Source organism: Amycolatopsis sp. NPDC047767, assembly GCF_040704195.1.
In the GTDB taxonomy this organism is placed as follows: Bacteria; Actinomycetota; Actinomycetes; order Mycobacteriales; family Pseudonocardiaceae; genus Amycolatopsis.
Genome location: NZ_JBEYSJ010000008.1, coordinates 85,757 through 104,624, shown reverse-complemented (window position 1 = coordinate 104,624; position 18,868 = coordinate 85,757). Strand labels below are relative to the sequence as shown.

Annotated in this window: 20 protein-coding genes; 6 read left to right on the top strand and 14 right to left on the bottom strand. The window is 70.9% G+C overall.

The features are described 5' to 3' along the window. Positions 1-391: 391 nt before the first annotated feature. The 13 genes from AB0878_RS16925 to AB0878_RS16865 form a co-directional block, all read right to left on the bottom strand. The gene (locus tag AB0878_RS16925) at positions 392-1,198 is read right to left on the bottom strand and encodes an IclR family transcriptional regulator C-terminal domain-containing protein (protein ID WP_366580751.1); all 807 of its coding nucleotides are present in this window, start codon (positions 1,196-1,198) and stop codon (positions 392-394) included. A gap of 10 nt (positions 1,199-1,208) precedes the next feature. After that, complete coding sequence (pcaC, locus tag AB0878_RS16920) at positions 1,209-1,622, bottom strand: 4-carboxymuconolactone decarboxylase (protein ID WP_366580749.1); 414 nt, start codon at positions 1,620-1,622, stop codon at positions 1,209-1,211. Further along, positions 1,622-2,401: a 3-oxoadipate enol-lactonase gene (gene pcaD / locus AB0878_RS16915; RefSeq protein WP_366580747.1), complete on the bottom strand. Its 780-nt coding sequence runs from the start codon at positions 2,399-2,401 to the stop codon at positions 1,622-1,624. The genes pcaC and pcaD overlap by 1 nt, the downstream gene beginning before the upstream one ends. Before the next feature lie 31 nt (positions 2,402-2,432). Then, the gene (gene pcaG / locus AB0878_RS16910; protein ID WP_364065682.1) at positions 2,433-2,984 is read right to left on the bottom strand and encodes a protocatechuate 3,4-dioxygenase subunit alpha; all 552 of its coding nucleotides are present in this window, start codon (positions 2,982-2,984) and stop codon (positions 2,433-2,435) included. Beyond that, the gene (gene pcaH, locus AB0878_RS16905) at positions 2,984-3,718 is read right to left on the bottom strand and encodes a protocatechuate 3,4-dioxygenase subunit beta (RefSeq protein WP_366580745.1); all 735 of its coding nucleotides are present in this window, start codon (positions 3,716-3,718) and stop codon (positions 2,984-2,986) included. Before pcaH ends, pcaG begins: the two co-directional genes overlap by 1 nt. Positions 3,719-3,757: 39 nt before the next feature. After that, the gene (locus AB0878_RS16900; protein WP_366580743.1) at positions 3,758-4,939 is read right to left on the bottom strand and encodes a thiolase family protein; all 1,182 of its coding nucleotides are present in this window, start codon (positions 4,937-4,939) and stop codon (positions 3,758-3,760) included. Then, the gene (locus AB0878_RS16895; protein ID WP_366580741.1) at positions 4,936-5,691 is read right to left on the bottom strand and encodes a CoA-transferase subunit beta; all 756 of its coding nucleotides are present in this window, start codon (positions 5,689-5,691) and stop codon (positions 4,936-4,938) included. The genes AB0878_RS16900 and AB0878_RS16895 overlap by 4 nt, the downstream gene beginning before the upstream one ends. Beyond that, positions 5,688-6,497 carry a CoA transferase subunit A gene (locus tag AB0878_RS16890; protein ID WP_366580739.1) on the bottom strand — a complete coding sequence of 270 codons (810 nt, stop codon included), beginning with the start codon at positions 6,495-6,497 and terminating at the stop codon, positions 5,688-5,690. Before AB0878_RS16890 ends, AB0878_RS16895 begins: the two co-directional genes overlap by 4 nt. Before the next feature lie 207 nt (positions 6,498-6,704). Beyond that, positions 6,705-8,033 carry a glycoside hydrolase family 27 protein gene (locus AB0878_RS16885; RefSeq protein WP_366580737.1) on the bottom strand — a complete coding sequence of 443 codons (1,329 nt, stop codon included), beginning with the start codon at positions 8,031-8,033 and terminating at the stop codon, positions 6,705-6,707. A gap of 26 nt (positions 8,034-8,059) precedes the next feature. Continuing rightward, positions 8,060-8,941 carry a carbohydrate ABC transporter permease gene (locus AB0878_RS16880; RefSeq protein WP_366580735.1) on the bottom strand — a complete coding sequence of 294 codons (882 nt, stop codon included), beginning with the start codon at positions 8,939-8,941 and terminating at the stop codon, positions 8,060-8,062. A 1-nt stretch (position 8,942) separates the two neighbouring features. Then, positions 8,943-9,914, bottom strand: a complete 972-nt coding sequence (locus AB0878_RS16875) for a sugar ABC transporter permease (protein WP_366580733.1) — start codon at positions 9,912-9,914, stop codon at positions 8,943-8,945. Between the two features lies 1 nt (position 9,915). Then, positions 9,916-11,202, bottom strand: coding sequence for an extracellular solute-binding protein (locus AB0878_RS16870; protein WP_366580731.1), 1,287 nt, complete (start codon positions 11,200-11,202; stop codon positions 9,916-9,918). Between the two features lie 9 nt (positions 11,203-11,211). After that, a complete protein-coding gene (locus tag AB0878_RS16865) occupies positions 11,212-12,411 on the bottom strand; it encodes an ROK family protein (RefSeq protein ID WP_366580729.1) in 1,200 nt (399 codons plus the stop codon). A 76-nt stretch (positions 12,412-12,487) separates the two neighbouring features. Here AB0878_RS16865 and AB0878_RS16860 point away from each other — a divergent pair, with 76 nt between their 5' ends. From AB0878_RS16860 to AB0878_RS16850, 3 genes are read left to right on the top strand one after another with little or no spacing between them, the layout of a single operon-like run. Further along, complete coding sequence (locus AB0878_RS16860; RefSeq protein WP_366580727.1) at positions 12,488-14,563, top strand: alpha-galactosidase; 2,076 nt, start codon at positions 12,488-12,490, stop codon at positions 14,561-14,563. Positions 14,564-14,593: 30 nt separating this feature from the next. Beyond that, complete coding sequence (locus tag AB0878_RS16855) at positions 14,594-15,550, top strand: D-glycerate dehydrogenase (RefSeq protein WP_366580725.1); 957 nt, start codon at positions 14,594-14,596, stop codon at positions 15,548-15,550. Then, positions 15,547-16,671 carry a glycerate kinase gene (locus tag AB0878_RS16850; RefSeq protein ID WP_366580723.1) on the top strand — a complete coding sequence of 375 codons (1,125 nt, stop codon included), beginning with the start codon at positions 15,547-15,549 and terminating at the stop codon, positions 16,669-16,671. The genes AB0878_RS16855 and AB0878_RS16850 overlap by 4 nt, the downstream gene beginning before the upstream one ends. A 178-nt stretch (positions 16,672-16,849) precedes the next feature. On the opposite strand, the gene AB0878_RS16845 is transcribed toward AB0878_RS16850, so the two are convergent. Then, complete coding sequence (locus AB0878_RS16845; RefSeq protein ID WP_366580721.1) at positions 16,850-17,146, bottom strand: iron-sulfur cluster biosynthesis protein; 297 nt, start codon at positions 17,144-17,146, stop codon at positions 16,850-16,852. A 302-nt stretch (positions 17,147-17,448) separates the two neighbouring features. Between AB0878_RS16845 and AB0878_RS16840 the strand changes: the two genes are divergently transcribed. The 3 genes from AB0878_RS16840 to AB0878_RS16830 are packed head-to-tail and all read left to right on the top strand — an operon-like array spanning position 17,449 to position 18,634. Then, positions 17,449-17,937, top strand: coding sequence for a GtrA family protein (locus tag AB0878_RS16840; protein WP_366580719.1), 489 nt, complete (start codon positions 17,449-17,451; stop codon positions 17,935-17,937). 56 nt (positions 17,938-17,993) lie between these two features. Then, positions 17,994-18,332 (top strand): DUF202 domain-containing protein, encoded by a 339-nt coding sequence (locus AB0878_RS16835; protein WP_366581108.1) that lies wholly within the window; start codon positions 17,994-17,996, stop codon positions 18,330-18,332. After that, positions 18,329-18,634: a DUF202 domain-containing protein gene (locus AB0878_RS16830; protein ID WP_366580717.1), complete on the top strand. Its 306-nt coding sequence runs from the start codon at positions 18,329-18,331 to the stop codon at positions 18,632-18,634. Before AB0878_RS16835 ends, AB0878_RS16830 begins: the two co-directional genes overlap by 4 nt. The last annotated feature ends 234 nt before the right edge of the window (positions 18,635-18,868 follow it).

The following is an 18,868-nucleotide window of genomic DNA, read 5'->3' as shown; positions in this document are numbered from 1 at the left end:
ACCGGCACCCGACCTGCCCATTCCAAACCCAGCAGGCGCCCCACCCGCAGCGCCCGAACTCGCTGCGGACACAGGCGGCGTGCCAGCCGAGCCAGCCCCCGCCGCGGCCGGCGCCCCAACCGCCGCAACCACACCGGCACCCGACCTGCCCATTCCAAACCCAGCAGGCGCCCCACCCGCAGCGCCCGAACTCGCTGCGGACACAGGCGGCGTGCCAGCCGAGCCAGCTCTCAGCACACCGGCCGCGGCCGACGCCCCATCCGGCGCAACCACACCGGCACGCGGCCGGCCCACCGCAGACCCGGCGAGCGTCGTCGCGGCGGCTGATTCGCGCGGCGCCGCGGGCGGGCCGGTCGGCTGCTCGCGCGCCGCAGGGCTGGCGAAGCGGGGGTCAGCCACGGGTGGCCTGCGCGGGGCTCGAGCCGGCGAGGTCGGCGGCGATGGCGTGGGCCGTGGCGAGCAGGGGTGGGACCAGGTCTTCGCGGACGGAGTGGGCGGGGGTGCGGCTGGCGTGCGTGGAGATGTTCACGGCGGCGACCGCACGGCCCTGGCGGTTGCGGATCGGCGCGGCGACCGAGCGCAGGCCCTCCTCGAGCTCCTGGTCGACCATGGCCCAGCCCTGCTCGGCGACGTGGGCGAGCTCGGCCTCGAGGGTAAGGCGGTCGGTGAGGGTGTGGGACGTGAGGCGGTCGAGGTCGGTGATCAGGAAGTACGCCTCGAGCTCCGCCGCCGACATGTCGGCGAGCAGCACGTGACCCATGGACGTGGCGTAGGCCGGGAAGCGCGTGCCGACGTTGATGCTCACGGTCATGATGCGCGAGACGGCCACGCGCGCGACGTAGACGATGTCCGGCGGCTCCAGCACCGACACGGAGCTGGATTCCCGCACCTGCGCGGAAAGCCGCTCCAGGTGCGGTTGCGCGACCTCCGACAGCGACAGGCTCGACAGGTACGCGTACCCCAGGTCGAGCACGCGCGCGGTCAGCGAGAAGTACTTGCCGTCCGTGCGGACGTATCCGAGGTCCACGAGCGTGAGCAGGAACCGGCGCGCGGCGGCGCGCGTGAGGCCCGTGATCCGCGCGACGTCGCTGAGCGTGGGGTGCGGTGCCTGGGCGCTGAAGGCCTTGATCACCGCCAGCCCGCGCTCCAGCGACTGCACGTGGTGTGCGCCGCGTTCGGCCGGTTCGTCGGAGTCCATGCCGCGAACCCTATCCGGCGTCGGGGACCTGCGCGGTGGGCTCGCCCAGTTCGGCCAGCGTGCGCTGGGCGATGGCCATCGCCGTGTTCGCCGCGGGCACGCCCGCGTACACGCCGGTGTGCATCAGCACCTCGCGGATCTCCGCGGCGGTGAGGCCGTTGCGGACGGCCGCGCGCACGTGCATGGCCAGCTCGTCGTGGCAGTGCAACGCGGTGAGCGCCGCCAGCGTGATGCAGCTGCGCGTCTTGCGGTCCAGGCCGTCGCGCGTCCAGATCGAGCCCCACGCCGCTTCGGTGATGTACTCCTGGAACGGCTTGCTGAACTCCGTGGTCCGCGCCACCGACGCGTCCACGTGCTCGTCGCCCAGCACCTCGCGGCGCACCTTCATGCCCGCTTCGAAACGTTCACCCGGAACGTCGGCCATCACACTGCCTCCGTGATCTGCTCGAGGATCAGCCGCGTGAACTCCGCCGGCTGCTCGTAGTTGCCCAGGTGCGCGGCCGAAGCGACGACCTCGAACCGCGCGCCCGGAATACCTTCGGCGACGAGCCGGCCGTGGGTGTCGGGCGGAGTCGCGGGGTCGTCGGCGCCGGAGATCACCAGCGTCGGCGTGGTGATCTTCGGCAGGTCGGCGAGCTGGTCCATGCGCTCGATCACGCCGCAGCAGGCCGCGTACCCCTCGTCCGGGCAGTCGGCCACCATCGCGCGCAGGAACGCCACCTCGTCCGGGTGCGACTGCGCGTACGCCGGCGTGACCCAGCGCCCCACCCCGGCCTCGGCGATGGCGCCGGTGCCCTCGGCCCGCACCACCTTCGCGCGGTCCGCCCACATCTGCGGAGGGCCGAGCTTCGCCGACGTGCAGCACAACGTGAGGCTCCGCAACCGCTCGGCTGCGTTGACGCCCAGCCACATCCCGGTCATCCCGCCCAGCGAAAGCCCGACGAGGTGCGCCCGCTCCACGCCCAGATCGTCCAGCAGCGCCAGCACGTCACCGCCGAGGTCGGCCAGCTCGTACGGACCGTCCGGCACGGGCGAAGCGCCGTGGCCGCGCGTGTCGTACCGCACGACCCGGTAGCCGCGCTCGACGAGCGGCGCCACCTGCGGGTCCCACATGCGGTGGTCGCTGCCGATCGAGTTGGAGAACACCACCACCGGGCCGTCGTCCGGGCCCTCGACGACCCGGTGCACCGCCACGCCGCTCACGCCTGTACCTCCAAAGTGGACAGTTTATCGATCAGAGCGCGAAGAAGACCGTCTCGCCCTCGCCCTGCAGCCGCACGTCGAAGCGGTAACCGTCTTCGGTCTTCTTCGCCACGAGCGTGTCGCGGCGTTCGGCCGGCACGCTCGCCAGCACCGCGTCGCCCGAGTTGTCCTGGTCCTCGAAGTAGATCCGCGTGACGACCCGGTTGAGCAGCCCGCGCGCGAACACCGACACGTCGATGTGGCGCGCCTGCTCACCCTGCTCACCGGGCAGGACACCCGGCAGGAGCGTGAGGATGCGGTACTCGCCGTTCTCGTCGGTGGGGCACCGGCCGAACGCGCGGAACCCCGACTCGCTGCGGCCCCGCGGGTCGTCCGGGTGGTCGAACCCGCCCTGCGGGTCGGCCTGCCAGGTCTCGATCAAGGCGTCGGGCACGACCTCGCCCGCGCCGTCGGTGACGGTGCCGCGGATCCAGAACGCGCCTTCGGTGCCCTCGGGCACCACGAACGGCCCGTCTTCCCACGGCAACCCGATCGACAGGTACGGGCCGACGGTCTGCGACGGCGTCGTGAGCAGCTCGCCCATCAGTCCTCGTCCTCCTCGTCCTCGAACACCGACTGCTCACGGCCGCGCACGACGATGTCGAAGTCGAACGCCAGTGCCCACTCCGGCACCGTGCGCTCCAGGTTGAAGCGCGAGATCATCCGCTGCCGCGCCTTCTCGTCGGGGATCGAGTTGAAGATCGGGTCCTGCGAGAACAGCGGGTCTTCCGGGAAGTACATCTGCGTGACCAGCCGCTGCGTGAACGCCGAGCCGAACACGGAGAAGTGGATGTGCGCGGGGCGCCAGGCGTTGTCGTGGTTCTTCCACGGGTATGCGCCAGGCTTGATGGTGGTGAACTCGTAGCGCCCGTCGTCGTCGGTCAGCGCGCGGCCGAGCCCGGAGAAGTTCGGGTCGATCGGCGAGGGCCAGCGGTCGCCGGTGTGGCGGTAGCGGCCGCCTGCGTTGGCCTGCCAGATCTCGACGAGCGAGTTGCGGATCGGCCGGCCGTCGCCGTCGAGCAGCCGGCCGGTGACGATGATGCGCTGGCCCTGCGGCTCGCCGTCGTGCTGGCGGGTCAGGTCGTTGTCGAGCTCGCCGAGGCGACCCGGGCCGAGCAGCGGCCCGGTGACCTCGGTGAGCATCTGCGGGAGCAGCACCAGCGGCTGCGACGGGTGGCGCAGCGTCGTGGAGCGGTACCCCGCGAAGTCCAGTGGGGCGTTGGCGTCCTCCGGCTCCCGCGGGTAGCGGGGCAGGCGGAGATCGGTGGGAGCGGCCACGTTTCCTCCTATCCGGTCGGTGGTTTCAGAGCAGGGGTGTCACTGGCGTTCGAGGACGACGGCGAGCCCCTGGCCCACGCCGATGCAGATCGCGGCGACGCCGTAGCGCCCGCCCGTCTGCTGCAGCCGGTAGGCGAGCGTGCCGAGGATCCGGCCGCCCGACGCGCCGAGCGGGTGCCCGATCGCAATGGCCCCGCCGTGGACGTTCATGAGCTCGGGGTCGAGCTCCTTCCACTCCTTGAGGCACGCCAGCGACTGGGCGGCGAACGCCTCGTTGAGCTCCACGGCCGCGACGTCGCCCCAGCCGATGCCGGCGCGCTCCAGCGCGATCTCGGCCGCGCGGACCGGACCGACGCCGAAGATGTTGGGCTCGACACCCGCCGCACCGCGGCCGGCGATCCGGGCCAGCGGCGCCTTGCCGAGCCGCTTGCCGGCGGCCTCGTCGCCCAGCAGCACCGCCGATGCGCCGTCGTTGATCGGCGAGGAGTTGCCGGCCGTGACCGTGCCGCCGTCGCGCTTGAACGCGGGCTTCAGCTTGGCCAGCTTCTCCATCGTGGAGTCGGGCCGGATGCCCTCGTCCCGGGTCAGCTCGACGCCCTCGACCGGCACCACGTGGTTGTCGTAGAAGCCCTCGTCCCACGCGCGGGCGGCGTTGACGTGGCTGCGCACCGCGAACTCGTCCTGCTCCTCGCGCGTGATGCCGTAACGCTCGGCGAGGTATTCGGTGGAGTCGCCGTTGGAGATCACGTACTCCTGCGGCATGGCCGGGTTCACCATGCGCCAGCCCAGCGCGGAGTTGTACAGCGTCTGGTTGGCGGCCGGGAACGCCTTGTCCGGCTTGGCCATCACCAGCGGCGCGCGGCTCATCGACTCCACACCGCCGGCGGCGATCAGCGACGCGTCGCCCACCTGGATCGTGCGGCTGGCCTGCATCACGGCGTCGAGACCCGAGCCGCACAGGCGGTTGAGCGTGCCGCCCGGCACAGTCACCGGCCAGCCCGCGAGCAGCGTCGCCATGCGCGCCACGTTGCGGTTGTCCTCACCGGCGCCGTTGGCGTCGCCGAGCAGCACCTCGTCCACAGTGGACGGATCGAGGTCGTTGCGCTCGGCCAGCGACTTCAGCACGGTGGCGGCGAGGTCGTCGGGGCGCACCTTCGCCAGCGCGCCGCCGTGGCGGCCGAAGGGGGTGCGGATCGCGTCGAACAGGAATACGTCGCTCATTCGCCGGCCTTCTTCAGGGATCGGAGCAGGGTCAGTTCTTCGTCCGTGGGCGCCGGGGTGGTCTTGAGGTCCGCCGCCACCTTCAGTTTCCACCCTGTCGCCGCGATCGCCTGCTCGACCTCGATGCCGGGGTGCAACTCGGTCAGCGTGAGCTCGGCGGTCTCCGGGTCGGGCCGCATGAGGCCGAGGTCGGTGACCACCAGCGTCGGGCCCGCGCCACGGAGGCCGAGCTTCTCGCGGTCACCCTTGCCCGTGCCGTGGCCGAACGAGGTGATGAAGTCGACCTTGTCCACGAACGCGCGCGGGCTCTGCCGCAGCACGATGAACACCTCCTTGCAGGAGGCGGCGATCTCGGGCGCGCCGCCCGCACCGGGGAGGCGGACCTTCGGGTCGTGGTAGTCGGACCCGATCACGGTGGTGTTGATGTTGCCGAACTTGTCGAGCTGCGCGGCACCGAGGAAGCCGACGTCGATGCGGCCGGGCTGCAGCCAGTAGTTGAACACCTCGGGCACGCTCACCACGGCGTCGGCGGTGTCGGCCAGCTCGCCGTCGCCGATCGAGAGCGGCAGCCGGGTCGGCTTCGCACCCAGGCAGCCGGATTCGTAGATCAGTGTGAGGTTCGGCGCGTGCGTGCGCCGCGCCAGGTTGGCGGCGGTGCTCGGCAGGCCGATGCCCACGAAGCAGGACATGCCCTCGCCGAGCGCGCGCGCCGCGGCGATGCTCATCATCTCGTCGGAGGTGTACTCGCTCATGCCTTCACCCCGGTCAGCTCGTTCAGCCACTTGGTGAACTCGTCGCGGTCGCGCCCGATCGGGTCCCACGCCTGGTAGGCGGAGTTGTCACGCTCGTAGTAGCCCGCCGCGTACGACGGCTTCGCGCCACCCGGCACCTCGGCGACGGCGGTGACGGCCCACGTCGGCAGCACCAGCGCGCCCGGCTTCGGCTCCAGCTCGTCGACGACCTCTTCCACGGTGACCAGCGACCGCTTCGCCGCCAGCACCGCTTCCTTCTGCACGCCGGCGATGCCCCACAGCTGCACGTTGCCCGCGCGGTCGGCGCGCTGGGCGTGCACGATCGTGACGTCGGGGTTCAGCGCCGGGACGGCAGTGAGCTGCTCACCGGTGAACGGGCAGGTGATCGGCTTGATCGTGTCCGTCTGCGCCGGCAGGTCCGTGCCCGTGTAGCCGCGCAGCACCGCGAACGGCAGGCCCGAGGCGCCGGCGACATAGCGGTTGGCCATGCCCGCGTGGCTGTGCTCCTCGATCTCCAGCGGCACCGGCCAGCTGTGCTGCACGGCGTCGCGGAACCGGTGCAGCGAGCCGACACCCGGGTTGCCACCCCACGAGAAGATCAGCTTGCTCGCGCACCCGGCGCCGATCAGCTGGTCGTACACGATGTCGGGGGTCATCCGCACCAGCGTGAGGTTCTTGCGCCCCTGCCGGATGATCTCGTGCCCGGCCTCGACCGGGATGAGGTGCGTGAACCCCTCCAGCGCGACGGTGTCCCCGTCGTGCACCAGCTCGGCGACCGCCTCGCCGAGCGACAGCACCCTAGCCATCGCGAGCCTTTCCGTCCTGGATCTCGACCGCGCGCCTGCTGACACTCGACAGTGTTCGCATCGCGCACACAAGTTCTTCATATGAACATAGCACGAACCGGCGCCCCGTGGCGAGGCCCCGAAACCCGCCGGAAAACGCCCGGAAACCCGGAAACACGGAAAGGCCCCTCCCCCAACGACTTCGGGGAGGGGCCTTCGGCAGGAAATTCAGCCGACCGTGATCAACCGCGACCCGTGCGCCGGCACCGCGGTCGCCGTCCACGAACCCGAGAACGACCCCAGATCCGCCCGCGCCACCAGGTCACGCACCGCGCGCGAACCCGACAGCCCCAGCGACGACCAGCTCACCGGGATGTTCGCCGCCGAAGAACCCAGGTTGTAGACCGCCACCGCCTGCTTCCCGCCGGGCAGCTGCTTCTTCCACACCTGCAGCGTCCCGCCGGCCACCTGCGCCGGATACGTGCCCGACCGGTCGACGGAGATCACCTCGGGGTTCGTGAGGATGCGCACAGCCGAGTCGTCCAGGAAGTACACGTCACCACCCACGTAGAGCGGCGACGACGCCATCGACCAGAACGTCATCACGCTCTGCCGTTCGGCGTCGTCGAGCCCGTCCTGGATCCCGCTGCCGGTGTTGTTCGAGATCGGCATCGAGTCCAGGTCCGGCCGGTAGCCGGCGTCGAACACGCCCGGCCACGCCGGCAGGTCGTCCCAGCGCTTCTTCACCGAGCTGTCCCACGAAGACACCGTGCCGCAGTAGCACTCCACATCGGTGTCCACGCGCACGCTGTTCGCGTACGGCGCCAGCCCCGGCCCCGCCTCGCGCGGCACCGGCCACGCGCTGGCCGTGAGCCACATCGCGCGCCCGGAGTGGTCGATCGCCTTCGACCACGCGGCGATGTCGGGCACGTTGTCGGCCGTCGTGCCGTCCACCTTCAGGAAGTCCACATCCCACGAAGCGAACTTCGCCACCACGGAGTCGTAGTACTTCTGCGCACACGGGTTGCTGTAGTCGACCTTCCAGTTGCCGCCCCACATGTTCGACGGCGTGAGCGGCAGCACCACGATGTCGCGCGTGTGGCAGGAGGTGCCGGCGATGGGCGCGTTCTTGTCGTAGACCTCCTTGTCGAGCCCGGTCGCCGCGTACAGGCCGATCTTCAGGCCCTTGCCGTGTACGTACGACGCCAGCGGCGCGATGCCGTTCGGGAACCGGCCGGGGTCGGGGTCGGCGATCCCGTTGGCGTCGCTGTGGAACACCCAGTCGAAGTTCGCGTTCCAGCCCGCGTCGAGGTTGATGTTCGTGTAGCCGGCGGACTTGAGCTTCGCCGACACGGCGTCGGCCGCGTCGCGGATGTGCGAGTCGACCAGCCAGCTCGTGCCGTACGTCGGGCGGGTGGACGACTGGACGCTCCAGCTGCTCCAGCCCATGAACGGCGTCACGAACGTGGTCTTGGCCTGCGCCGCGGGCGCGGCGAGGGTCCCGGTCAGGACGAGGACGGCGGCTACCGTCCACAGTCGACGGAGTGTGGACTTCATCGGTCACGCTCCCGGTGGGGTGGGGGTTACTCCTTCATCCCGCTCGCCGCGATGCCGCGGACGATGAACCGTTGCGCCACCAGGAACATCGCCACGAGCGGGGCGATGGTCACGAGCGCGCCGGCGAACAGGGCGGGCAGGTTGATCGTCTGCGCGGTGAGGAAGGTCGAGAGCGCGATCTGGGCCGTCCACGAGGACGGGTCCTGCCCGATGACCAGCGGCCACAGGAAGGAGTTCCAGCTCTCGATGAACATCAGCGCGCCGAGCGAGGCGATCATGCTGCCGGAGTTGGGCAGCACGAGCCGGCGGTACACACCGAGGTAACCGAGCCCGTCGAGCCGGCCCGCCTCCTCGATCTCCGCCGGGAACCGCAGGTAGAAGTTGCGGAAGAGGATCACTGTGAACGCGCTGAACAGGTTCGGCGCGATGATGCCCCACTCCGTGTTCACCCCGCCCATGGCGCCGACGACCACGAACGTCGGCACGAACGTGACCGACTGCGGGATCATCAGCGTCACCAGCACGTAGGTGAACACCGCGCGGCGGCCGGGCACGTTGATGCGGGCCAGCGCGTAGCCCGCCATCGAGCCGAACATCGTGCCCACCGGCGCCGTGATGATGGCGATGACGAACGAGTTGAGCAGCGCGTGGCCCATCGGCACCGACGCGTCGGCGAACAGGTCGCCGAAGTTCACCCACGAAAGCGGGTCCGGCAGCCACGACCACTCGGGCGAGGCGACCTGCGCGCGCGTCATCAACGCGTTGCGCACCATGATGTAGAACGGCAGCAGGAAGATCACCACGAGCACGGTGGCCAGCGCGTACTTCGGCACCCGTCCCCAGCCGCCCGGGCGGCGTTCCCGGACCTTCGCGGGCGCTGCTGAGACACTTCCGGTCAGCACGGCCATGTCAGTCCTTCTTCCCGAAGCCCACGAACTTCCCCTGCAGCAACGTGATCGCCACGATGATCACCGTCAGCAGGAACGCGCCTGCGGAACCGACGCCGTAGTTCTGGTCGCCCAGCGCGGAGTCGTAGAGGTACACCAGCGGCGGCTTCACCGGCGCGGTCGCGGTGCCGGAAAGACCGGTGCCGAACAGGTTGTAGAACTCGTCGAACGCCTGGAACGCCGCGATGAGGATGAGCAGCAGCACCGCCACCGACGTGTTCCGCAGCTGCGGCAACGTGATGTAGCGGAAGGCCTGCCACTTCGACGTGCCGTCGAGCTCACCCGCTTCGTAGAGCGACGGCGAGATCGCCTGCAGGCCCGCGAGGAACAGGATCATGTACAGCCCGACCTGCAGCCACAACCGCAGCGTGACCACCGCGACCCAGTACACCGGCGGGCTCGTCTCCGACAGCCACGCCACGGGATCGGCGCCGAACAGGCCGCCGATCACGTTCGCGACACCCGAGGGCAGGCCGTTGAACAGCGCCATCTTCCACACGAGCGCAGCGACCACGTAGGACACCGCGCCGGGGATGAGGAAGACCGTGCGGAAGAACGCCTTGCCGCGGCGGATGCTGTTGACCAGCACGGCCAGCCCCAGCGACGCGACGAACGTGACCGGCACGATGAACACCGTGAACAGCGCGATGATCAGCAGCGAGTCACGGAACGCGGGATCGGACAACAGGAACGTGTAGTTGTCGAAGCCGATCCAGTTGCCCAGCGAGATCGTGCCGCGCGCGTCGTTGAAGGAGAGCAGGAAGCTCCACGCGATCGCGACGTACTTGAACACGCCGAGCCCGATCACCACGGGCGCGGTGAGCACCGTGAACGCGCCGACCGCGCGCCAGTCCACCTTCCGGCGGCGCCGCTTGGCGGGCGCCGCCGGGGTCCGGGTGGACGGCGACAGGACTGAAGGGGACGAGACGGCCATGTCAGGCGAGCTGCTTGTCGACTTCGGCCTGGGCGCGCTTCGCCGCGTCGCCGAGCTCGGCGGCGGGATCGGCCTGGCCGTTGGCGATCTTCGTGGCGGCCTGGAGGAACAGCGTCGCCGACGCCTTGTTCCACAGACCCGAGTACGACAGCCCGTTCTGCTGCGAGATCGTCACGGCGTCCTTGGCCGCGCCGGACGAGAACTCGGTGGTCTGCGCCGCGACCTCCTTGCGGGCGGGGATGTGGAACCCGTACTTGACGCACCAGTCCTTCTGCAGGTCGGCCTGCTGGATCCACAGCCAGTTGATGAACTTCTTGGCGGCGTCGAGGTTCTTGCTCTTGGCGTTGGCCAGCTGGTACCAGCCGCCGACGCGCGCGACCTGGCGGCCCGCGTCGCCGAACTTCGGCCACGGCACCACGCCGAAGTCGTCGCCGGGTGCCTTCTTGATGTCCGGCAGCGACCACAGGCCGCCCCACTGCATCGCGGTGGCGTTGTCGGAGAACGCGCCGGGGTCGGACCAGTCGGTGGGGTAGCCCTGCAGCAGGCCGCCGGTGTCGTGCAGCTGCTTGAGGCCCGCGATCGCGGCGACGGCCTCGGGGCTGGCGAACGCGATCTTCTTGCCACTGGCGTCGAAGAAGTCGGCGCCCGAGGACCACAGCAGGAGGGTGGCGGCCTCACCGACGCCGTCGGTGCCGACGTAGAGGCCCTTCTGCTTGCCCGTGGTGAGCTTGCGCGTCGCGCCGAGCAGCTCGGCGAACGTCGTCGGCGGCTTGACGCCGGCCGCGGCCAGCACGCTCTTGCGGTAGTACAGCATCATGACGTCGTCGATCGTCTTGACGCCGTAGATCTTGCCCTCGACGGTCGCGGTGTCCAGCGCGGCCTGGGAGAAGTCGCTCTTCACCGGGTCGACGATGTCGTCGAGCGGGGCCAGCAAGCCGTTCTTCACGTTCTGGTAGCGGAAGTCGCCGATCTCGAAAAGGTCGGGCGCGTCCGCGGTGAGCATGGCGGAGTTGAGCTTCGTCTCGTAGTCACCGGCGATCCAGCTGACCTTGATCGCGATGTCCGGGTTGGCCTTGGTGAACTCCTGCGCGTAGCGCTGCACCGCCTGCTGCGTGCCCGATTCGCCGTAGGCGTGGTACCACTGGTTGAGCGTGACCTTCGCCCCGCCCGCGGCACCGGCGTTCTTGTTCAACGGGTCGGAGGTGCAGCCCGCCAGGGCGGCTCCCCCGGCGAACAGCACGGAGCCGACGAGGAAGCTCCTGCGCGACAGGTTTGGGGACGGGGCCATGACTTCTCCTCACAAACGGTCGGACACGAAAAGACTCTGAACGGCGACAGCGGCGGCGCCCCGTGCCCATTCCTCGAACGGCAGCGGCCGGATCACCAGGCCGCACCGCGCGGCACTGCCGAAGGCCTGCTCCGCGAACGTGCGGCGGATCTGGTCCTCGAACAGGTCGTAGGTGGCCACGCCCTCGCCCGAGACGACGACCCGTTCCGGGCCGAAGAGGTTGACCAGCGCGGCGAGACCGAGCCCGATCGCGTGGCCCGCGGTCGCGAAGACGGCCCGCAGCGGCTCGTCCCCGGCCCGCGCCCGCGCGACGGCCTCGTCCAGCGTCAGCGCCGGATCCCCCGCGACCCGGCGCGCACTCGCGACGATCGCCTCGGTCGACGCGATCGCCTCCACGCAGCCCGTGCCGCCGCAGTGGCAGGCCGGGCCGTCGGCTCCCATGCCGGCGACCGGGACGTGCCCGATCTCGCCGGCCACCCCGTGCGCGCCGCCGACGAGCCGGCCGTCGAGCACGAGGGCGCTTCCTATGCCGGTACCCACGGTGACCAGCGCGAACGACGCGGCGCCGACGCCTTCGCCGAACCACTGCTCGGCCACGGTGAGCGCCTTGACGTCGTTCTCGAGCGTGGTCGCCAGGCCCGTGCTGTCCTCCAGCAGCTCGGCCAGCGGCACGTCCCGCCAGCCGAGGAACGGTGAGTAGCGCACGACGCCGGTGTCACGGTCGACGTCGCCGGAGATCGCGACGCCCAGGCAGTAGGCCCGGTCGCGGAAGCTGGTCGCTCCGTCGGGCGCCGAGCCGGCCAGCAGCTCGGCGACGAGGTCGACGAGCGCGCGCACCACGTGGTCCACGTCGTGGCTGGTCAGCGGGTGGTGCTTGGCCACGCGGATCTGGGCCTGCAGGTCGGTGACCACGCCGATCAGGTCGTCGCCGGTGATCTTGACGCCGATGAAGTACTCGCGGTCGGGCCGGATGGCCAGCGGGCTGGCGGGCCGGCCGGCGCCGGGCGCGGTGCGTTCGGCGGAGGCGAGCTCTTCGAGGTAACCGGCTTCGATGAACGGGCGCGCGGCCTTCGTGACGGCGGCGGAGGAGAGGCCCGTGCGGCGGGCGACGTCCACGCGGCTGACCGGACCCTGGGTCAGCACCGTGGTGAACACGGTGGCCGCGGCGGGACTCGTGATCGGCGCCCTTGCCGGTGCACTGCGTGGCATGCGCGGAACCGTACGACGGATAAATTAACTTCGTCAAGAATTTATTTTTCCGCTGGTCATCCCTACGCTCTGACCCATGTCCGTGGAATTCGACGTCGATCACCGGCTGTGGCTGCTCCGGACCCGGGAGTCGGCGTACGCGCTGCGGCTCGACGAAGCCGGCCGGCCGCGGCACGTGCACTGGGGCCCGCCGCTCACGCTGGAGCAGGCCACGCAGATCGCGCGCCGGCGCAACCCCGTGGACTCGAGCTTCGACGAGCCCGGCGACGACCGGGCGGAGCTGGCGACCGAGGGCGGCGCGTTCTTCGGCGCCGCCGGGTTGTCGGTGCGGTTCGCGGACGGGACGCAGGCGCTCGAGTGGGAGTTCACCGGCCACGATGCTTCGGCCGACACGCTGGTCGTCCGGCTGCGCGACCGGCACTACCCGCTGGAAGCCGAGCTGCACTACCGCGTGTGCGGCGAAGTCGTCGAGCGGCACGCGGTCCTGCGCAACACCGGAACCGAGCCGATCTGCTTGCTGCGCACGGATTCCGCGGCCTGGACACTCCCCGGTCGCGACGCCTACCGCATCTCCCACACCACGGGCGCGTGGAGCGCGGAAGCCGCTCTGCTGCGGGAAAACCTGCCTGTCGGCGAGACGACCTTGACCAGCCGGCGCGGGGTTTCCAGCCACCAGGCGCAGCCCTGGGTGATGCTCGACGACGGCACCGCCACCGAAACGCGCGGCGAGGTCTGGAGCACGGCGCTGGCGTGGAGCGGCAGCTGGCGGATCACCGTCGAGCGCGCGCACACCGGGCGCGTGACGTGGACCGGCGGGTTCGGGCACGAGGGCGTGCAGTGGTCGCTGAATCCGGGTGAGACCTGGGAAACGCCCGTGTTCGCCGGGTTGTATGCGCCCGACGGCTTCGGCGGCGCGAGCCGGCGGTGGCACGAGTACGTGCGCGCGTTCGTCCAGCCACACCCCGATGAGCTGCGCCCGGTCGTCTACAACTCGTGGGAGGCCACGGGCTGGGACGTCGACGAGCCGGGACAGCTCAAGCTCGCCGCGATCGCCGCCGAGGTGGGCGCGGAGCTGTTCGTGGTCGACGACGGCTGGTTCGGCGCGCGCACGGGCGACACCTCGGGTCTCGGCGACTGGACCGTGAACCGCGAACGCTTCCCCGACGGCCTCGGCCCCCTCGTGGCCGAGGTGCACCGGCTCGGTATGGGCTTCGGGCTGTGGGTCGAGCCGGAGATGGTCAACCCCGACAGCGACCTCTGCCGCGCGCACCCCGACTGGGTGCTGCACATGCCGCACCGCGCGCGGACCACGCTGCGCAACCAGCTCGTGCTCGACTTCGGCCGGGCCGAGGTCGCCGACTGGGCGCACAAGTGGCTGCACCGGCTGGTCGCCGAGCACGGCATCGACTACCTCAAGTGGGACATGAACCGCGCGTTCACGGAGGCGGGTCCGGGTCGCGTCTGGGTCGACCACGTGCGCGCGGTCTACGGCGTGCTCGACCGGCTGCGCGCCGACCACCCGGCGCTGCGGATCCAGGCCTGCGCGGGCGGCGGCGGGCGCACGGACCTGGGGATCCTCGCGCGCACCGACGAGATCTGGGCTTCGGACAACACCGACGCGGCCGATCGCGTCAAGATCCAGCACGGCTTCTCCCAGGTCCTGCCCGCGGGCGCGATGGCCGCGTGGGTCACCGACAGCCCCAACCCGCTGACCGGGCGCGAGGCACCGCTCGAGTTCCGCTTCCACGTCGCGATGGCCGGCGTGCTCGGCCTCGGCGGTGATCTCACGAAGTGGACCCACGACGAACTGCGCCGCACCGCCGAGCTCGTGGCTCTGTACAAGCAGATCCGGCCCGTCGTGCAGCACGGCTCGGCGTACCGGCTCGCGGATCCGGCCGTCTCCCCGCTCACCGCGGTGCAGTTCGTGCTCGGCGACGACGTCGTGGTGCTCTTCGCCCGGCGCCCGCACGACCACGGCCGGCCGATCGTCACCCCGGTGCTCCAGGGCCTCGACCCGGCCGCGCGATACCGCGATGCGGAAACCGGCTGCGTGCACCACGGTGCGGTGCTGGTGACGCACGGCCTGCCGCTGGAGTTCGCCGGCACGGGGCCCGCGAGCAGGCTCGTCCGGCTGCGCCGCGAACCTCGCTAGAGGGGCGGTTCGCCCACTAGGCTGCCCGACGTGCCCGATCGCCCTCTCATCGCCGTGACGCGCTGGATTCCCGACGACGCGGTGAAGGTGCTCGCCGACGCGGGAGAAGTGCGGGTGTCCGAACTCGACCGTCCGCTCACGCCCGAGGAGCTGCGGTCGTTCGTGGCCGGGGCGTCGGCGATCGTCTCGATGCTGCACGACCGGATCGACGCGTCCGTGGCCGAAGCCGCCGGGCCGCAGCTGGCCGTGGTGGCGAACGTGGCCGTGGGCTACGACAACGTCGACGTGCCGGCGCTGGCCGAGCGCGAGGTGAAGGTGACCAACACCCCCGGCGTGCTCACCGACGCGACGGCAGACCTGGCCTTCGGGCTGCTGCTGGCCGTCACACGCCGGCTCGGCGAGGGCGAACGGCTGCTGCGTGCGCGGCAGCCGTGGTCGTTCCACCTGGGGTTCCTGCTCGGTTCGGGGCTGCAGGGCAAGACACTCGGCATCGTCGGCCTTGGTCAGATCGGCCGCGCGATGGCCACGCGCGCCGCGGCGTTCGGGCTGCGGACCGTCTACTCGGGACGGTCGGCGAAACCGGACTTCGACGGCGAGTTCGTGTCGTTCGACGAGTTGCTGCGGCGTTCGGACTTCATCTCGCTGCACTGTCCGCTCACGCCGGAGACGCGCCACCTGATCGACGCGGCGGCGCTGCGGGCCATGAAGCGCACGGCGTACCTCGTGAACACCACCCGCGGCCCGGTCGTCGACGAGGCGGCGCTGGCCGACGCGCTGGAGGCCGGCGAGATCGCGGGCGCCGCGCTGGACGTGTTCGAGCGCGAGCCCGAGGTCGAGCCGCGACTGCTGGAGCGCGACGACGTCGTGGTCATGCCGCACCTGGGCTCGGCGACCGTGGAGACGCGCACCGCGATGGCCGTGCTGGCCGCCCGAAACGTGACCTCGGTACTCGCCGGAGAAGCACCGCTGACGGAGGTAGCTCTGTGACTCGTGTCGTCATCGCCCCGGACAAGTTCAAGGGCAGCCTCACCGCGGTCGCCGCCGCCGAGGCCATCGCCCTCGGAGTGCGCGACGCGCTGCCCGACGCCGACATCGCCGCCTGCCCCGTCGCCGACGGGGGCGAAGGCACGCTCGAAGTGCTGGAGAACGCGGGCGGCGAGCTCGTGCGGCTCTCGGTGCGCGGTCCGCTGGAGGACCACGTCGACGCGCGGTACGTGGTGCTCGACGGCACGGCCTACATCGAGTCGGCGCGCGCGTGCGGCATCGAGTTCGTGGACCCGACGCCGGAGACGGCGCTGGCCGCGCACACGTGGGGCGTCGGCGAACTGCTCGCGGACGCGCTGTCCCGCGGCGCTTCCCGGCTCGTGCTGACGGTCGGCGGCACTGCGAGCACCGACGGCGGCGCCGGCATGCTCGCCGCACTGGGCGCCGGGGTCTTCGACGCGTTCGACGCCCCCATCGGCCTCGGCGGCGGCACGCTCTCGCGCGTCGCGAAGGTCGAGCTGGGCCCGGCGCGCGAACGACTGGGCTCGGTTCCGCTCACGGTCGCGACGGACGTGACCAATCCGCTCGTCGGCCCGAACGGCGCCGCGGCGGTCTTCGGCCCGCAGAAGGGCGCGCGGCCGCACGAGGTGACGGAGCTGGACACGGCTCTCGGCCGCTGGGCTCAGGCCCTGGTCAACGCGGGCGCGCCGGACATTTCGGCGGTCCCCGGCGCGGGTGCCGGCGGCGGCGTCGCGGGCGGCGCCATCGCGGGTCTCGGCGCCACGGTCGCGTCGGGCTTCGACCTCATCGCCGGCCTCACCGGCGTGGACACGGCCCTGGCCGGCGCCGACCTCGTCATCACCGGCGAGGGATCACTCGACTCCCAGAGCCTGTCCGGCAAGGCCCCCGCCGGCATCGCCGCCCGGGCCGGACGCGCGGGCGTGCCACTCATGGTCCTGGCCGGACGCATCCAGCTCGACGCCGCCGAGCTCGCCAGCCTGGGCGTCGTCGGCAGCAGCGCGCTCATCGACCACGCACCCTCACTGGACCACGCGCGCACCCACGCGGCCGAACTCCTACGCGCCCGCGCCGGCGACCTGGTCCGCACCTGGGTGGCCCGCTGACGGGATAGGGTCCGCGAACGACCACGCTGATCGGACCGGGTCCCAACCCGACCACAGCGCGAGATCGCACCGGTTTCCGGATTGTGCGGTGCGATCGGCCCCGGCCGATCCGACCGCACAATCCGGAAACCGGCTCAAAGGCGATCTCGCACGCCCCGGCGGAGCCGGGGCCAAAGATTCAGCTTTGCTGAGGAAGCACGGCAAAGGCCACGTCGCCGGTTTCGTCCTGCTGGACGTCGAGGACCTTGTCGTCCAGGAGGGCGGCGGCCTGGGGTTCGAGGAAGACCTTCGCGCCGGCGTCGGTGCCCACGACGCGGTCGCCGTCCTGGGGAGAGGGGGCGACGGAAAGCGCGAGCTGAGCGCCCTCGCCTTCCTGCGGGCTCTGGAGGGCGAACCGCAGCCCGCTCTCCTCGGCGCCCTGTTGAGCCGTCAGCGCGGAGATCGCCTCGGCAGCGGCTTCGGTCACGGTCAGCATCTTCGGCCTTCCCTTCGTCGCGGTCGGATGCGATTGGGTTTTCACGCTAGGGGCGCCCGTTCGGCAGCGCAGCGTGAGCGGCGCACCTGCCGAGCAGGCGTGGGACCGGTCACAAACAGGTTTGAAAACCAGGCGTTCTGCCCACGCGCGGGCGGGGGTGCGCGCGGACACGCGAGAACACGGAATAGCCAGGGAGGCCCGCGGGCTGAACTACGTGAGCGGAGTCCCTGTCAGCGGGATCACAAGTGTTCATCGGCTTCATCAGGTTCACAAGTTTGTGAAGCAGAGGTAGCGTCACGATCATGACCACCACCAGGTGGACGCCCCGGCCGCCGCTCTTCCACCGGGACCCGCAGCGTCACCACGAGGACCACGAGCTCGGCGGACACGCCGCCTGGTACCTCGTCGCCGGTGGCGTCACCACGGGTCTGCAGGCCGTGCTCTTCCTGGTGCTGCGCCCCGAGTTCGGCTCGCAGTGGGCGAACCTGGTGGCCATCGCGCTCACCACGGTCGGCAACACCGAGTTCCACCGCCGCGTCACCTTCGCCGGGCGCGCGAGCAAGGCCGGCAAGCGCCACCTGCAGGACTTCCTCACCTTCGTCTTCTACGCCGGATACGGCTCGATCGTCCTGGCCACGCTCGACGCGGTGGTCAGCCACCCGACGGCCTGGGAGGAAACGGCGAGCCTGCTGGCGGCCAGCTTCGTCGGCGGCGTCGTGCGGTTCGCCGTGCTGCGGTGGTGGGTCTTCGCCCACGCCAAGCCCGAAGCGCCTGCCGCGGACCACGACTAACGTCCGGGATCGTGTCGGAAGAGAAGCTCGACCCGCCCCACGGAGAACCTCCCGGAATCGGCCCCCACAGCGGCGGCACCGAACCGGACTACCGGTTCACCCTCGCCAACGAGCGGACGTTCCTCGCTTGGCTGCGCACCGCCCTGGGCCTGCTCGCGGGCGGCGTCGCGGTCCACCAGCTGGTGCCCCAGCCCGCCGTCATGAGCTCGGTGCTCGCCGGGCTGTGCGTGGTGCTCGCGGCGATCCTCGCGGCCGGCGCCTACCCGCGCTGGCGGCGGGTGCAGATCGCCATGCGCGCCGGGCGGCCGCTGGCCCGCAGCGCGATGGTCCTGGTGCTCACCGCGGGTGTGTTCGTGCTGATGGCGGCCGCCGTGGTCCTCGTGATCGTGTCGTGAGCCGGCCCTTCGCCAACGGCGCCCAGCCCGAACGCACCGGCCTGGCCTGGCGCCGCACCGCGCTGTCGGCCGCCGCGTGCGCGGTGCTGCTGATGGGTGCTTCGCTGCGCCACGACGGGCCGTGGGACCTCATCCCGGCGGTGTTCGCGGCCCTCACCGCGCTGGCGCTCGCGGCGATCGGCCGACACCGGGAGCGATCACTCCGCACCGACCCCGAGCCGCCCGCATTGAAACCCGTTCTACCCGCTGTGGTGGCCACCCTCTGTTGTGCTACGGCGTTGTCACTCCTGGTGACGTACTGAGTGGACAGTCTGCACATCCTGCGAGCAGCGAATCGTACTGTGCGTTGACTGGTCTCGTTTTTATCAAGACCACTGCTGCTAACGGGGTATTCGTAGTTGAAATCTGGACTGTCGGCCCGCGAGCCGCATAAGGTTACGGAGCGTCGCAACGGGAGCGGCAACTACCCGATCATCCGGAGTAGCTGCGACCGCAACATCACAGAGTGTTGACCCCAAGACCAGCGACGGTCGCAG